General features: G+C 74.0%; 12 protein-coding genes. 6 read left to right on the top strand and 6 right to left on the bottom strand.

Features of this window, described 5'->3' with window-relative positions; genetic code table 11:
- Position 1 precedes the first annotated feature (1 nt).
- Positions 2-1,012 carry a hypothetical protein gene (locus ACZ3X1_RS20525; protein ID WP_362628934.1) on the bottom strand — a complete coding sequence of 337 codons (1,011 nt, stop codon included), beginning with the start codon at positions 1,010-1,012 and terminating at the stop codon, positions 2-4.
- Between the two features lie 132 nt (positions 1,013-1,144).
- Here ACZ3X1_RS20525 and ACZ3X1_RS20530 point away from each other — a divergent pair, with 132 nt between their 5' ends.
- Entirely contained in the window at positions 1,145-3,580 is a 2,436-nt protein-coding gene (locus ACZ3X1_RS20530; RefSeq protein WP_390078800.1) for a helicase-associated domain-containing protein, read from the top strand.
- Positions 3,581-3,755: 175 nt separating this feature from the next.
- Positions 3,756-4,346 (top strand): DUF4291 domain-containing protein, encoded by a 591-nt coding sequence (locus ACZ3X1_RS20535; RefSeq protein WP_467280537.1) that lies wholly within the window; start codon positions 3,756-3,758, stop codon positions 4,344-4,346.
- A gap of 5 nt (positions 4,347-4,351) precedes the next feature.
- Here the strand turns inward: ACZ3X1_RS20535 and ACZ3X1_RS20540 are convergent, their stop codons facing one another.
- Both ACZ3X1_RS20540 and ACZ3X1_RS20545 read right to left on the bottom strand, forming a co-directional pair.
- Positions 4,352-4,900 (bottom strand): DoxX family protein, encoded by a 549-nt coding sequence (locus tag ACZ3X1_RS20540; protein ID WP_467280538.1) that lies wholly within the window; start codon positions 4,898-4,900, stop codon positions 4,352-4,354.
- Between the two features lie 173 nt (positions 4,901-5,073).
- Positions 5,074-5,559, bottom strand: a complete 486-nt coding sequence (locus ACZ3X1_RS20545) for an N-acetyltransferase (protein WP_390078803.1) — start codon at positions 5,557-5,559, stop codon at positions 5,074-5,076.
- A 133-nt stretch (positions 5,560-5,692) separates the two neighbouring features.
- Here ACZ3X1_RS20545 and ACZ3X1_RS20550 point away from each other — a divergent pair, with 133 nt between their 5' ends.
- Both ACZ3X1_RS20550 and ACZ3X1_RS20555 read left to right on the top strand, forming a co-directional pair.
- Complete coding sequence (locus tag ACZ3X1_RS20550) at positions 5,693-5,878, top strand: hypothetical protein (protein ID WP_467280539.1); 186 nt, start codon at positions 5,693-5,695, stop codon at positions 5,876-5,878.
- Between the two features lie 92 nt (positions 5,879-5,970).
- Positions 5,971-7,614 carry a DNA repair helicase XPB gene (locus tag ACZ3X1_RS20555; RefSeq protein ID WP_356814077.1) on the top strand — a complete coding sequence of 548 codons (1,644 nt, stop codon included), beginning with the start codon at positions 5,971-5,973 and terminating at the stop codon, positions 7,612-7,614.
- Here the strand turns inward: ACZ3X1_RS20555 and ACZ3X1_RS20560 are convergent.
- Together ACZ3X1_RS20560 and ACZ3X1_RS20565 are read right to left on the bottom strand one after the other, a co-directional pair.
- Complete coding sequence (locus tag ACZ3X1_RS20560; protein ID WP_467280540.1) at positions 7,580-8,353, bottom strand: glycosyltransferase 87 family protein; 774 nt, start codon at positions 8,351-8,353, stop codon at positions 7,580-7,582. The two genes, ACZ3X1_RS20555 and ACZ3X1_RS20560, sit on opposite strands and share 35 nt — an antisense overlap.
- Before the next feature lie 18 nt (positions 8,354-8,371).
- A complete protein-coding gene (locus ACZ3X1_RS20565; RefSeq protein ID WP_467280541.1) occupies positions 8,372-9,106 on the bottom strand; it encodes a GbsR/MarR family transcriptional regulator in 735 nt (244 codons plus the stop codon).
- Between the two features lie 246 nt (positions 9,107-9,352).
- On the opposite strand from ACZ3X1_RS20565, the gene ACZ3X1_RS20570 reads away from it, so the two are divergent.
- Positions 9,353-10,582, top strand: a complete 1,230-nt coding sequence (locus tag ACZ3X1_RS20570) for a serine hydrolase domain-containing protein (protein ID WP_467280542.1) — start codon at positions 9,353-9,355, stop codon at positions 10,580-10,582.
- Between the two features lie 16 nt (positions 10,583-10,598).
- On the opposite strand, the gene ACZ3X1_RS20575 is transcribed toward ACZ3X1_RS20570, so the two are convergent.
- The gene (locus ACZ3X1_RS20575; protein WP_356814072.1) at positions 10,599-10,784 is read right to left on the bottom strand and encodes a hypothetical protein; all 186 of its coding nucleotides are present in this window, start codon (positions 10,782-10,784) and stop codon (positions 10,599-10,601) included.
- Between the two features lie 451 nt (positions 10,785-11,235).
- Here ACZ3X1_RS20575 and ACZ3X1_RS20580 point away from each other — a divergent pair, with 451 nt between their 5' ends.
- Complete coding sequence (locus ACZ3X1_RS20580) at positions 11,236-13,209, top strand: HelD family protein (RefSeq protein ID WP_467280573.1); 1,974 nt, start codon at positions 11,236-11,238, stop codon at positions 13,207-13,209.
- The last annotated feature ends 13 nt before the right edge of the window (positions 13,210-13,222 follow it).

Raw genomic sequence — 13,222 nt, forward strand, 5'->3', positions numbered from 1 at the left:
CTCAGCGCCGGCGTGCCCGCCACACCAGGTACAGCACGGACGCCAGCGCGGCGCCCCGCAGCAGCCACGGCCACATACCCTGGACCGCGCCGCCGACCTGGTCGTCGGCGAGGGTCTCGCCCCACTTGCCGTTGGTGCGGCCCCACAGCCACACCGCGGCGCCCGCGAGGACCACGCCCGGCGGGCCGAAGACGGCCCACTTGCGTTCGGCGGGCCGCAGCACCCGCGAGGCGTACGGCAGGAGCCAGCCGATGACGAGGAGCAGCCAGTGGCCGCTCACGACGCCGACGACGAGGACCGCGGCGGCCAGCAGCAGGAAGGCGTTGGGCCGCGGGCGGGCCGGGGCGGCGGCCGCCTCCGGCTGCTTCCCGGCCTTCCCGGCGGCTTCCGCCTTCGCGCGCCGCCGTTCGCGCAGGAACCGTACGAGGGTGCGTGCGCGCGAGTCCGGCGGTCCGGGCGGGGCCCCTTCCGCCTCCTCCTCGTCTTCGTCCTCCGGCCGCTTCTTGAACAGGTCCGGGATCTCGATGCCGCCCGCGAAGCCCTCGACCTGCGGGCCGTCCCCGTACGCGCCGGGGGTCGTCCGCCACCAGTCGGGCTCGGCGCCGCCGGACGGGCCGAGCTCGTCCAGCCCGGCCAGGTGTGGCGGTACGTTCTCCGGCTCCGGCTCCCGCTCGGGGGCCGGCCGCGGCGGGGGGACCCCGGGCAGCCGCAGACGGCCCGGAGCCCGCTGGGCGGGCACCGCCGGGACGGGGTCGGCGGCGCCGGCGGCGGGGGCCCGGCCCTGCCGGGTGCCGAGGGTGTCCAGGACCTCCTCCGGCGTGCCGATGCGCTCCAGGATGCGGCGTACGGCCGCCGGGGTCTCCGGGTCGTACTTGGCGCGCCGACGGTCGATCTCGTCCCGCAGGCCCGCCACGAGCCGCATCCGGTCGCCGGAGGAGAGGTGCCGGCGTTGCGCCAAGTCCCCGACGGCGCTCAGATATTCGTAGACCAGGTGGTCGCTTTCGATCCCCACGCGCAGGCTCCTCCCGTACCGCCTCTCCCGAAGGTAGCGCGTGCACCCGTGGAGCCGCCCCGGGCGCAGCGGATACCGTTGGCCGGATGGGGACCGGCCGACACGACCGGCCGACGCGACCGGGAGGCGACTGTGCCCGAGCCAAGCACTGCTGCGGCAGCTCCGGAGAGCGGGACCGGGGCCACTTCCCCGCGTTCCCTCGCCGAGGCGCTGCGCGCCCGAGACGACGCCGCGCTCTCCGCCCTCCTGCACTCCCGGCCCGACCTGCTGAACCCGGTGCCCGGTGACGTCACCCAGCTCGCGACGCGCGCCGGTACCCGGGCCTCGGTGGTGCGGGCGCTGGAGCGCCTGGACCGGTTCACGCTGCAGACGGCGGAGGCCCTCGCCGTGGCCCCGGATCCGTGCCCGTACCCGGTGCTGGAGGGGCTGCTGACCGGCGGCGAGGACGAGCGGGCCCGTGCCGCGCTCCCCCGGGCCCTGGGCACCCTGCGCGACCAGGCCCTGGTGTGGGGCGACGAGGACCGGCTGCGCCTGGTGCGCACCGCCCGCGAACTGCTCGCGCCGTCCGCGCAACGCCCTTCGCCGACGGGGCTCGGGCCGACCGTCGCCGAGGCCACGGCCGGGATGTCGCCGACCCGGGTGCAGGAGATCGTGGCGGCGGCCGGGCTGCCCGCGACGCACGATCCGGTGTCCGCGGTCACGGCGCTGACCTCACTGTTCACCGACCAGGAGCGGATGTCGGCGCTGCTGGACGAGGCCCCGGCCGAGGCGCACCAGGTGCTGGGGCGGCTGGTGTGGGGGCCGCCGTACGGGGAGGTGACCCCGAACCCGGCGCCGCCGGTGCGCTGGCTGCGCGACCGGGGGCTGCTGCTGCCCGCGACGGCGCGGACCGTGGTCCTGCCCCGGGAGGTGGCGCTGCACCTGCGCGGCGGGCTCGCGCACCGGGACACCGCCCCGGTGGCTCCGCCGGTGCCCGCGCACCGCGAGCACCGTCCACAGCTTGTGGACGCGAACGCCGCGGGTCAGGCGCTGGCCGCGCTGGCCACCGTCGAGGAGCTGGTGAAGTCCTGGGAGCACGCCGGTCCGCCGGTGCTGCGGGCGGGCGGGCTGTCCGTACGGGACCTGAAGCGGGCCGCGGCCGTCCTGGACACCACGGAGGCGTCGGCGGCGTTCTGGATCGAACTCGCCTACGCGGCCGGGCTGCTGGCCGGCGACGGGGAGGCGGACGAGCGGTACGCGCCGACCCCGGCCTTCGACGACTGGCGCGAACTGCCGCCCGCCGAGCGGTGGTCGGTACTGGCGGCCGCCTGGCTGCCGGCCACCCGTACGGCCGGCCTGGTCGGCGAGCAGGACGCGAAGGGGCGCACGCTGTCGGCGCTCGGCCCCGAACTGGACCGTTCCGCGGCGCCCGAGGTGCGCCGGCGCGTCCTGGAACTCCTGGCGGACCTGCCGGAGGGCGGCTCGCCCGACACGGAGGCGGTGCTGGCACGGCTCGCGTGGGAGCGGCCCGTGCGTACGGCGAGCGACCTGCGGGCCCGTCTCGCGGGCTGGGCGCTGACCGAGGCGGAGGTCCTCGGCGTGACCGGCCGGGGCGCGCTGTCGGGGCCGGGCCGGGCCCTGCTGGAGCACCGGGATCCGGCGCCGCTGCTGGCGCCGCTGCTGCCGGAGCCGGTGGACCACGTACTGCTCCAGGCCGACCTGACGGCGGTGGCGCCGGGACCGCTGCGCCGCCCGCTCGGGGACACCCTGGCGGTGCTCGCGGACGTGGAGTCCAAGGGCGGGGCGACGGTGTACCGGTTCACGCCGGGCTCGGTGCGGCGGGCGCTGGACGCCGGTCACGCCGCCGCCGATCTGCACGCCTTCCTCAAGGAGCACAGCCGCACGCCGGTTCCGCAGCCGCTGGCGTACCTGATCGACGACGTGGCCCGGCGGCACGGGCACCTGCGGGTCGGCGCGGCCTCCTCGTACGTGCGCTGCGACGACGACGCGATGCTCGGCGAGATCCTCGCGGACAAGCGCTCGGCGGGACTGGGTCTGCGCCGGCTGGCGCCGACGGTGCTGGCCGCGCGGGCCGAACCGACCGCGCTGCTGGAGGGCTTGCGGGCGATGGGGTACGCGCCGGCCGCGGAGTCGGGCACCGGCGACGTGCTGGTGGCGCGGGCCGACGCCCACCGCGCACCGGCCCGTTCGGCGCCCGTACCGGTGCCGGACGGCCCGCCGGTGCCGGACGCGACGCTGCTGGGGGCGGCCGTACGGGCGATCCGTGCGGGCGACCTGGCGGCGACGGCGGTCCGCAAGGACCCGGGGCCGGCGGCCGGGGTGCCCGGCGAGCTGCCGCGCACGAGCGCGGCGGAGACCCTGGCGACGGTGCAGGCGGCGGCGCTGACCGGGTCCGCGGTGTGGATCGGCTACGTGAACGCGGACGGCGCGGCGAGCCAGCGGGTCATCGCACCGGTACGGGTAGAGGGCGGCTTCGTCACGGGCTACGACCACACGGCGGACGAGGTCCGGACGTACGCCCTGCACCGTGTCACGGGCGTGGCGGAACTGGCGGACGACCACCTCTAGGTCGTGTCGTCACTCGCCGGGCACTCCAGCCCGCCGGGCACTCCAGCCCCGGCCGCACATCCAGCCCCGCCGGCGTTCGAGGCGCGGGGGCGCGGGGCAGTGCCCCCGGCGACGGCGCCGCACCCGCACGGAAAACGGCTGGCGGCGCGGCCCCGGCGCCGGAGACCCTGAGGCCATGCAAGCCGTACCGCACCGCCAGATCCGCGCCACGCACACCGACACCACGATCACCGTCTACCAGGCCTACGCCCCCCGCCTCGGGCTCCCCGCCGCCCGCGACGGCCGCTTCCCGCCCGCCTGGAAGCGGGAGCGGATGACGTGGATCAAGCCGTCGTTCCTGTGGATGATGTACCGCTGCGGCTGGGCCACCAAGGCCGACCAGGAGACGGTGCTGGCCGTCGAGATCACCCGCGACGGCTTCGACAGTGCGCTGCGCGGGGCCTGCCTGTCGCACTACGAGGCGGGCGTGCACGCCGACCGGGCGGCCTGGCAGGAGTCGCTGCGCGGGGCTCCCGCCCGCGTGCAGTGGGACCCGGAGCGCGACCTGCACCTGAACCCGCTGCCGTACCGCTCGCTCCAGCTGGGCCTGTCGGGTCCGGCCTCGCGGGCGTACGCCGACGAGTGGACGGTCTCCATCCGCGATGTGACCCCGTTGGCGCGGGAGGTCCACGGCCTGCTCCGGTCGGGCCGGGACGACGCGGCGCACGCTCTGCTGCCGGTGGAGACGCCCTATCCGTCGGGCCCGCTGGGGCACCTGGGGGCGTGAGCCCGTCAGTCGCGGACGAGCAGGACGATGAAGCCGACGACGGCGCCCGCCAGCAGTGCGAGCACGGAGTAGCGGGGCCGTGATGCGCGCAGCACCGGCAGGTAGTGGTCGACGGCGTAGCGGCCGGGCCCGGTGAGCGTGAGGGCGATGACCGAGGCGAACAGCACGACTTCGAGTTCGATGCCCTTGGGCGGGAAGTAGGCGTCGAAGCCCCGGACGTCGAGGATGTTGATGAAGACGCCGGTCAGGGCCGCGCCGGCGAGCGGGGTGAGCAGGCCGAGGGCGAGTCCGAGGCCGCCGAGGGTCTCGGAGAGTCCGGCGATGACGGCCATGGCGTCCCCGGCGGGGTAGCCGGCCTTCGTGAATCCCTTGCCGGTCGCGGTGAGGCCCGGGCCGCCGAACCAGCCGAAGAGCTTCATCGTGCCGTGGCCGGCCATCGACAGGCCGATGACGAGCCTGAGGACGAGCAGGCCGATGTCGTGGACGGGCGTGTGGGCGGGGGCGGGGGCAGGGGAGTCGAAGAGGAGCGAGCGGTCGTAGCGTGCTTGCGTCATGAGGTTCCCGTTCGTGAGGAGCGTCCGGTCCTACGTCGCCTGGGAGCGACGGCCACCCTATGACGCCCCTCGGCGATCACCCGGCCGCAACGTCGTCGGCCGCCGACCTCGACCCGTTCGGCCCCGGCCCACCCCGCCCGGCTCACCCGCCCCGTCTCACCCGCCCGCCCGTCTCACCTGGGCGCGTAGTCGATGCGCGTCGCGTCGAAGGGCCACTCGGTCCGGAGCCACGCCAGTACGGCGTGGTGCAGCGGGGCGTCCAGGTGTGCGCGGTCGGCCCGGACCCATGAGGACACCTGGATCCGGCCGGGTGCCTCGCGCGCGGGGTGCACGTAGAGGCATCCGACGACGTCACCGCTGCCGGGGCCGTCGTCGTCGCCTTCCAGCACGGTGTACGCGAAGGCGACCCGCTCTTCGAACTCCCGTGCGTGCCGGACGAGGTCGGCGCGGTTCGCCTCGGCGGACATGCCCTCGACGGGCGGCCAGCCCCGGCCCACGAACCCGGGTGTGGCCCTGATGTGGTCGATGCCGGCGGTCCAGGCGGCGAGGTCGCGGGCGTTGTGCTGCGGACCGAGCGGCTCCAGCCGGAAGCCGTCACCGACGAAGGTGCGCGGCACGGTGAATCCGGCGGGGACGAAGGCGTGCTGATCATCGGTCATGCCCGGACCGTACGCGCCCGCCGCGCGAGCGTCAGCAGCTTTTCCACCGGCCACTGGTCGTCGACGTGCTCGCCGTACGACGAGCGGGGGGGGACGGGAGCGGATCGTCGCCCTGCGCGCCCTGCTCGCCTACGTGATCGGCGCGATCCAGCAGGAACACCTCGGCGCCCTCTCCGGCGCGGGCACCACCGCGATCGCCGGGCTCCCGGCGGACGAGTACCCGTACCTGACCGAGGCCGCCCGCGGCGCGCGCTCCCTCACCCTCGACCGGGAGTTCCGGGGCGGCCTCGCCCTGCTGCCGGCGGGGCTGGCACGCTGACCCGCCCGCCGCCCCGTCGCAGCGCCGTGTTCCCACCCCCCGCCCCGTACGGCACACTGGAGGTTTGACCTGAGTGAAACGGGGCGCCGCGCGTGAATGGTCCACTAATCGTCCAGAGCGACAAGACCCTCCTGCTTGAGGTCGACCACGAGCTCGCCGGAGCAGCGCGCCGCGCCATCGCTCCGTTCGCCGAGCTGGAGCGGGCGCCCGAGCACATCCACACCTACCGGATCACCCCGCTCGGGCTGTGGAACGCCCGGGCCGCCGGGCACGACGCCGAGCAGGTCGTCGACGCGCTCGTGGAGTACTCCCGCTACCCGGTGCCGCACGCCCTGCTGGTCGACGTCGCCGAGACCATGGCCCGCTACGGCCGCCTCACCCTCTCCAAGCACCCCGTGCACGGCCTGGTGCTGACCAGCACCGACCGGCCGGTTCTGGAGGAGATCCTGCGGTCCAAGAAGATCACTCCGCTGGTCGGGGCGCGGCTGGACCCCGACACCGTGGCCGTGCACCCCTCCGAGCGCGGGCAGATCAAGCAGACGCTGCTCAAGCTGGGCTGGCCGGCCGAGGACCTCGCCGGCTACGTCGACGGTGAGGCGCACCAGATCGACCTGGCCGAGAACGGCTGGGCGCTGCGCCCGTACCAGCAGCAGGCCGTCGAGGGTTTCTGGCACGGCGGCTCCGGGGTGGTCGTGCTGCCCTGCGGCGCCGGAAAGACACTGGTCGGCGCGGGCGCGATGGCGATGGCCAAGGCGACCACGCTGATCCTGGTGACGAACACCGTCTCGGCCCGCCAGTGGAAGCACGAGCTGGTCAAGCGGACCTCGCTGACGGAGGAGGAGATCGGCGAGTACTCCGGCACCCGCAAGGAGATCCGGCCGGTCACGATCGCCACGTACCAGGTCCTGACGACGAAGCGGAAGGGCGTCTACCCGCACCTGGAGCTGTTCGACTCGCGGGACTGGGGCCTGATCGTCTACGACGAGGTGCACCTGCTGCCCGCGCCGGTCTTCAAGTTCACCGCGGACCTGCAGGCGCGGCGCCGGCTGGGCCTGACGGCGACGCTGGTGCGCGAGGACGGCCGGGAGTCGGACGTCTTCTCGCTGATCGGGCCGAAGCGGTTCGACGCCCCGTGGAAGGAGATCGAGGCGCAGGGCTACATCGCGCCGGCCGACTGCGTGGAGGTGCGGGTCAACCTGACCGAGTCGGAGCGGCTCGCCTACGCGACCGCCGAGACGGAGGAGAAGTACCGCTTCTGCGCGACGACGGCGACGAAGCGGAAGGTCACCGAGGCGCTGGTGCGCAAGCACAAGGGTGAGCAGACCCTCGTCATCGGCCAGTACATCGACCAGCTCGACGAACTCGGCGAGCACCTCGACGCGCCCGTCATCAAGGGCGAGACCTCCAACGCGCAGCGCGAGAAGCTCTTCGACGCCTTCCGCCAGGGCGAGATCAGCGTGCTGGTCGTGTCGAAGGTCGCGAACTTCTCCATCGACCTGCCGGAGGCCACCGTCGCCATCCAGGTGTCGGGCACCTTCGGCTCGCGCCAGGAGGAGGCGCAGCGCCTGGGCCGCGTCCTGCGCCCGAAGGCGGACGGCCACGAGGCGCGCTTCTACTCGGTCGTCGCGCGCGACACGATCGACCAGGACTTCGCGGCGCACCGCCAGCGCTTCCTCGCCGAACAGGGCTACGCCTACCGGATCATGGACGCCGACGAGCTGCTGGCCAACGACTGACCGACCGGCCGTGCGCCGCCCGGACCCGGGCGACAGCCACGGTGAGCAGCGGAACGCACCACACCCACAGGCCCGGCCCGTCCAGCACGAGGGCGCGGCCGGCGGCGGCCAGGTGCCCGGACCAGAACGCGGCGGACTCCTCGGGCAGGACCAGCCGTCCGAGCAGGGCGGTGCCGGCGAGCGCGGCCAGCGCCGTCAGCCCGGCCCGCACCCGGCGGGTGGCCAGCAGGTACGGGACGAGGACCGCCGGGGTCAGGGTGATCCCGGCGGCGACCCCCACCGCGAAGCCCTTGCCGAGGGCGGCGGCGGAGCGGCCGAGGTCCCACAGGACCAGGCAGGCGAGGGCGAGGTTGATCTGACCGGGCAGGGGGGCCTGGAACAGCGGCTCCAGCCACAGCCCGGCGATGGTGGCGGCCAGGACGGGACCGGTCCGGGCCGGCAGGCCCGCGAGGCGGCAGGACAGGGCGATCAGCAGGGCGAGCAGGCCGGCGTTGCCGAGGACGAGCACCGCCTTCAGCAGCCCGGTCGGCAGCCAGGCGGCGGGCGTGAACAGGATCGCCGCGAACGGCGGGTACCCGGCGGGCGGGTGCCATTCGGCGGCGGAGAAGCCCTCGACGAGGGCGTCGGCCATCGGGACGCGCAGGGCGATGCAGAGCACGCCCAGCACGAGCAGCGAGCCCGTCACCAGCACACCGGCGAGGGAAGACGGCGAGCGGCGCGGGGCGGGGCTCAGGGTCACGCGCGAGACCCTAGTGGATCAGTCGCCTCGCCGCTCCGGACGCACGGGCGGCCTGCGCCGCCACTCCTCCATGACCTGCCGGAGCGTCCGGCTCATGAGGAGCAGGAACTCGGCGGAGGACCCGAAGCGGGCGCCGGCCGGGGTGTCGGCCCCGAGGATCTCGGCGCCGCGCCGGGACTCGCCCGCCAGGACGTCGTTCATCCGCACCGCCGCGAGCGTGGAGCGCAGCCAGACCGCGTCGTCGATGACGTAGCGCTCGCGGCGCCCGCCGGAGGCGCGCTGCCGGCTGAGCATCCCCTGCTGTTCGAGGAAGGCGACGGCGTGCGAGACGGACGCCGGGCTGACGCGGAGGCGCTGGACCAGCTCGGCGGCGGTGAGGGCGCCCGAGTCGGTGACGTACAGGCACATGAGCACCCGGGCGGCCATGCGGGGCAGCCCCTGCTGGACGAGCAGCTCGGTGAAGGAGTCCGTGAAGTCCCGCACGGCCCCGGGGTCCCGGCCGCCGGCGTGGCCGCCGTCGGCGACGGGCGCCGGCTGCGTCCGGTCATGCGGGCGCCGGCGGGCCCGGTCACGGGTGGCCTCCTCGGCCCGGTCGGCCCCGTAGCCGTCGGGTCCGCCGTTGCGGGCGACCTCGCGCATCACGGTCGAGGCGGGCCGCCCGAGCCGCCGGCCGATCTCGGCGTAGCCGAGTCCTTCGGCCAGCCCCGTGGCGATGGACCGGCGTTCCTCACTGGTGAGCCTGCCTCCGGGCATCTGTGCTCGCTCCGCTCTGTCGACGCGTCGTACCGTCCCGTCGGCAGTATGCATTCACCCTCAGGTCATTGCAATGCAGGCATCAACCACCCATTGCATTCAGCCACATATCCATTGCAACACAGGGCTGAGTCCCGCGAAATACAAGGCAGTTTCAGCCTCCATCCTTGTTGACCGATCTCTGAACGCAATGTAGCTTCGAAGTCGTTCAGCAAATGCCGAACACGGATCACGGGGAGATTCATCATGGACAGGACCAACGGCGGCTTCTCCGAAGCAGGCCTGCGCACCATGCGCGACGTGCTGACGCGCCACGTCGACTCCGGGAAGATCCCCGGCGTGGTCGCCCTGGTCAGCCGCGGCGAGGAGACGCACGTCGAGGCCATCGGGACGATGCGCCACGGCGGGGGCGCGCCGATGAGCCGGGACACGATCTTCCGGATGGCGTCCACGTCCAAGCCGGTCACCATGGCGGCCTCGATGGCTCTCCTCGACGACTGCCGGCTGCGGCTGGACGACCCGGTGGACCAGTGGCTGCCCGAACTCGCCGGCCGCCAGGTGCTGAAGCGGATCGACGGCCCGCTCGACGACACCGAGCCCGCACGGCGCCCGATCACCGTCCGGGACCTGATGACCTCCACCTTCGGCCTCGGCATCGACCTCACCGCGGTGGGCTCTCCGATCTTCAACGCGATCTTCGAGAGCGGCGTCTTCAGCCAGGGCGCGGTGCCGCTGCCGGAGCAGGACGAGTGGATGCGCCGCCTCGGCACCCTCCCGCTGATGCGCCAGCCCGGCGAGCACTGGCAGTACCACCTCAGCCACGACGTGCTCGGCGTCCTCGTCTCGCGGGTCACGGGCCGGCCGTTCGAGACCTTCCTGGGCGAGCGCGTCCTCGATCCGCTCGGGATGGAGGACACCGCCTTCCACGTGCCTGCCGACAAGATCGACCGGCTGCCGCCCAGCTACGCGCCCGACCCGCAGACCGGTGAGTTCACCGTCTGGGACGAGGCGAAGACCGGGCAGTACAGCGCGCCCCCGGCGTTCCAGGCGGGCGGCGGCGGGCTGGTCTCCACCGTCGACGACTACCACGCCTACTTCCGGATGCTGCTCGACCACGGCATGCACGGCAGCCGGCGGATCCTGTCCCGGCCCGCCGTCGAGCTGATGACCACCAACCGCCTCACCCCCGAGCAGGAGGCCGCGCGCTCCGCCCTCGCGCGGAGCGCCGTCCACGTGTCGTTCGGCCAGGGACAGCAGGGCGGCTGGGGCTTCGGAATGGCGGTGCGCACCTACCGCGGCGACTACGCGCCCCCCGGCCAGTTCGGCTGGGACGGCGGAACCGGCACCTCGGCGTACGCCGACCCGGAGAACGGGATCACCGGCATCCTGCTCACGCAGGTCGGGCTGACCACTGCGGCTCCGGCGCAGCTCATCCACGACTTCTGGACCACGGTCTACCAGGCGGTCGACGCCTGACACCGAGGGCGGGCCGTCAGCGACGTATGACGCCCGCGTCCTCGGCGTACTCGCCCAGCACGACGACGCTCACCGCGGCCGTCACGAACACCTTCGCGGCGTGCAGCACGCTGCCCAGGCGGTGGCGGGGAGTGGAGTCGGAGATGGCGGTGGCGCCGCTCGGGCGGCCGCCCTGGATCGGGGTGAAGGTTGCGGTGCTCATACATCCATGGTGCGCCGCCGCCACCCGATCCACATCGCTCTGCGGAGCCAATCCCAAGGCCCCCCGCCTCATCCTCCCGTCGCATGCCGTCCCCTAGGGAGTTCCGGCCTGATCGACAAGACACTCCCTGCCGGACCTCCCGAAGGCCTGATACTCCCGGGTACGACACCCGTACGGAGGTCCCGCCCGGACGGACTTCGGGCCCGTTGAATTCGTTCGCGCGGACGCGCCCCGCTGACTACAATCTCCGCTCTTGCCGCCTCCCACCGCCTCATCGGGGAGAGCCGCCCGCCGGCCGGAAACCGGGGGCATCTGTTCCGTACCAGCAGCTGGAGGCAGTCCCGTGCCCGCGCACGCTCCCGACACCACCCCCGACGACGCGACCCCGCCCGCCGACCCGCTGGGCCGCGAACGGGCCCACCTCGCCGCCTCGCGTTCGGCCCTGCGCGCCATGCGCGAGGACGTCGAGGCCCTCGACATCCGCGACGTCACCGCGAACTGGGTCAACGCGATCGTCCTCCAGGCCCAGATCGACGACCGCATCAAGGCCCTCGCCGACCTCGCCCACACGCCCCTCTTCTTCGGCCGCCTCGACTACCTCCACTCCCCCGGCGCCGAGCTCGCCGAAGGCGCGGGGGGCGAGCAGTTCTACATCGGCCGCCGCCACGTCCACGACGCCGACGGCGACCCGATGGTCATCGACTGGCGCGCACCCGTCTCCCAGCCGTTCTACCGGGCCTCCAAGAAGGACCCGCAGGACATCGCCCTGCGCCGCCGCTTCGGCTACACGGGCGGCGAACTCACCGCGTACGAGGACGAGCACCTCTCCGACCCCGCCGAGGCCGCCGCGGTCAGCAAGCTGCTCCAGCAGGAGATCGAGCGGCCGCGCGTCGGCCCCATGCGCGACATCGTCGCGACGATCCAGCCCGAGCAGGACGAGATCGTCCGCTCCGGCCTGTCCGGCTCCGTCTGCGTCCAGGGAGGCCCCGGCACCGGGAAGACCGCCGTCGGCCTGCACCGCGTGGCGTACCTGCTCTACGCCCACCGCGAGCGCCTCGCCCGCACCGGCACCCTCGTCATCGGGCCGAACCGTTCCTTCCTGCACTACATCGAGCAGGTCCTGCCGGCCCTGGGCGAGCTGGAGGTCAAGCAGGCCACCGTCGACGACCTGGTCGCCCGCGAGGGCCTGGAGGTACGCGGCACCGACCCGGCCGAAACCGCCGTCGTCAAGGGCGACGCCCGCATGGCGGAGGTGCTGCGCCGCGCGGTCCGCTCGCACGTCGGCCGCCCCACGGAGCCGCTGATGGTGGTCCGCGGCTCACGCCGCTGGCGCGTGCCGGCCTACGAGCTGGAGGAGATGGTCGAGGAGCTGCAGAACCGCGACATCCGCTACGGCGCCGCCCGCGACGCCCTCCCCCAGCGCATCGCGCACGCCGTCCTGGTCCGCATGGAACAGGCCGGCGAGGCTCCCGACGACCGCGTACAGGACGCGGTGGCGCGCAACGCGGCCGTGAAGGCGGCGGTGAAGGAGATCTGGCCGCCCGTCGAACCGGCGAAGCTGGTCCTGCGCCTCCTCTCCGACCCGGACTTCCTCGCCGTCCACGCGCAGGACGTCCTGACGGCGGACGAACAGAAACTCCTGCTGTGGCCCAAGCCGTTCCGGAGCGTGAAGTCGGCGAAGTGGTCGGCGGCGGACCTGGTCCTCATCGACGAGGCCGCCGACCTGGTGGAACGCACCCCCTCGCTCGGCCACGTCGTCCTCGACGAGGCCCAGGACCTCTCCCCCATGCAGTACCGGGCGGTGGGACGGCGCTGCACGACCGGCTCGGCGACGGTCCTCGGCGACCTCGCGCAGGGCACCACGCCGTGGGCCACGCGCAGCTGGGACGAGGCACTGGCGCACCTGGGCAAGCCTCAGGCGGTGCTGGAGGAGCTGACGGCGGGCTTCCGCGTGCCGCGCGAGGTGATCGCCTACGCCTCCCGCCTGCTGCCGGAGATCTCCCCGGGCCTGGCCCCGGTCTCCTCGGTCCGTGAGACTCCGGGCTCGCTGCGGGTGACGGCGACGGACGACCTGACCGCATCGGTGGTCCGGGCCTGCCGCGAGTCCCTGACCCATGAGGGCTCGATCGGCCTGATCGCGGCTGACGCCCGCATCCCCGTCCTGGCCGAGGCCCTGCTGGCGGCGGACCTGCCGTACCTGTCGCCCGGCGAGGAGACGACCGCCGAGTCCCGCCTGACGCTGGTCCCGGCATCGCTGGCGAAGGGCCTGGAGTACGACTACGTCGTACTCGACGAGCCGGCCGCGATCGTCGACGGCGAACCGGACGAACGGACCGGCCTGCGCCGCCTGTACGTCTGCCTCACCCGAGCCGTCTCGGGCCTGACAGCCCTCCACGCCACCCCCCTCCCCCCAGCCCTGACCTGACCCCGGCCCCCGC

Source organism: Streptomyces sp. NPDC023541, assembly GCF_055559995.1.

Bases quoted from the DNA above. Each gene is read 5' to 3' on its own strand.
- ACZ3X1_RS20535 (WP_467280537.1), top strand. From the start codon at position 3,756: ATGCAAGCCGTACCGCACCGCCAGATCCGCGCCACGCACACCGACACC.
- ACZ3X1_RS20540 (WP_467280538.1), bottom strand. From the start codon at position 4,900: ATGACGCAAGCACGCTACGACCGCTCGCTCCTCTTCGACTCCCCTGCC.
- ACZ3X1_RS20545 (WP_390078803.1), bottom strand. From the start codon at position 5,559: ATGACCGATGATCAGCACGCCTTCGTCCCCGCCGGATTCACCGTGCCG.
- ACZ3X1_RS20565 (WP_467280541.1), bottom strand. From the start codon at position 9,106: ATGCCCGGAGGCAGGCTCACCAGTGAGGAACGCCGGTCCATCGCCACG.
- ACZ3X1_RS20570 (WP_467280542.1), top strand. From the start codon at position 9,353: ATGGACAGGACCAACGGCGGCTTCTCCGAAGCAGGCCTGCGCACCATG.
- ACZ3X1_RS20575 (WP_356814072.1), bottom strand. From the start codon at position 10,784: ATGAGCACCGCAACCTTCACCCCGATCCAGGGCGGCCGCCCGAGCGGC.
- ACZ3X1_RS20580 (WP_467280573.1), top strand. From the start codon at position 11,236: ATGCGCGAGGACGTCGAGGCCCTCGACATCCGCGACGTCACCGCGAAC.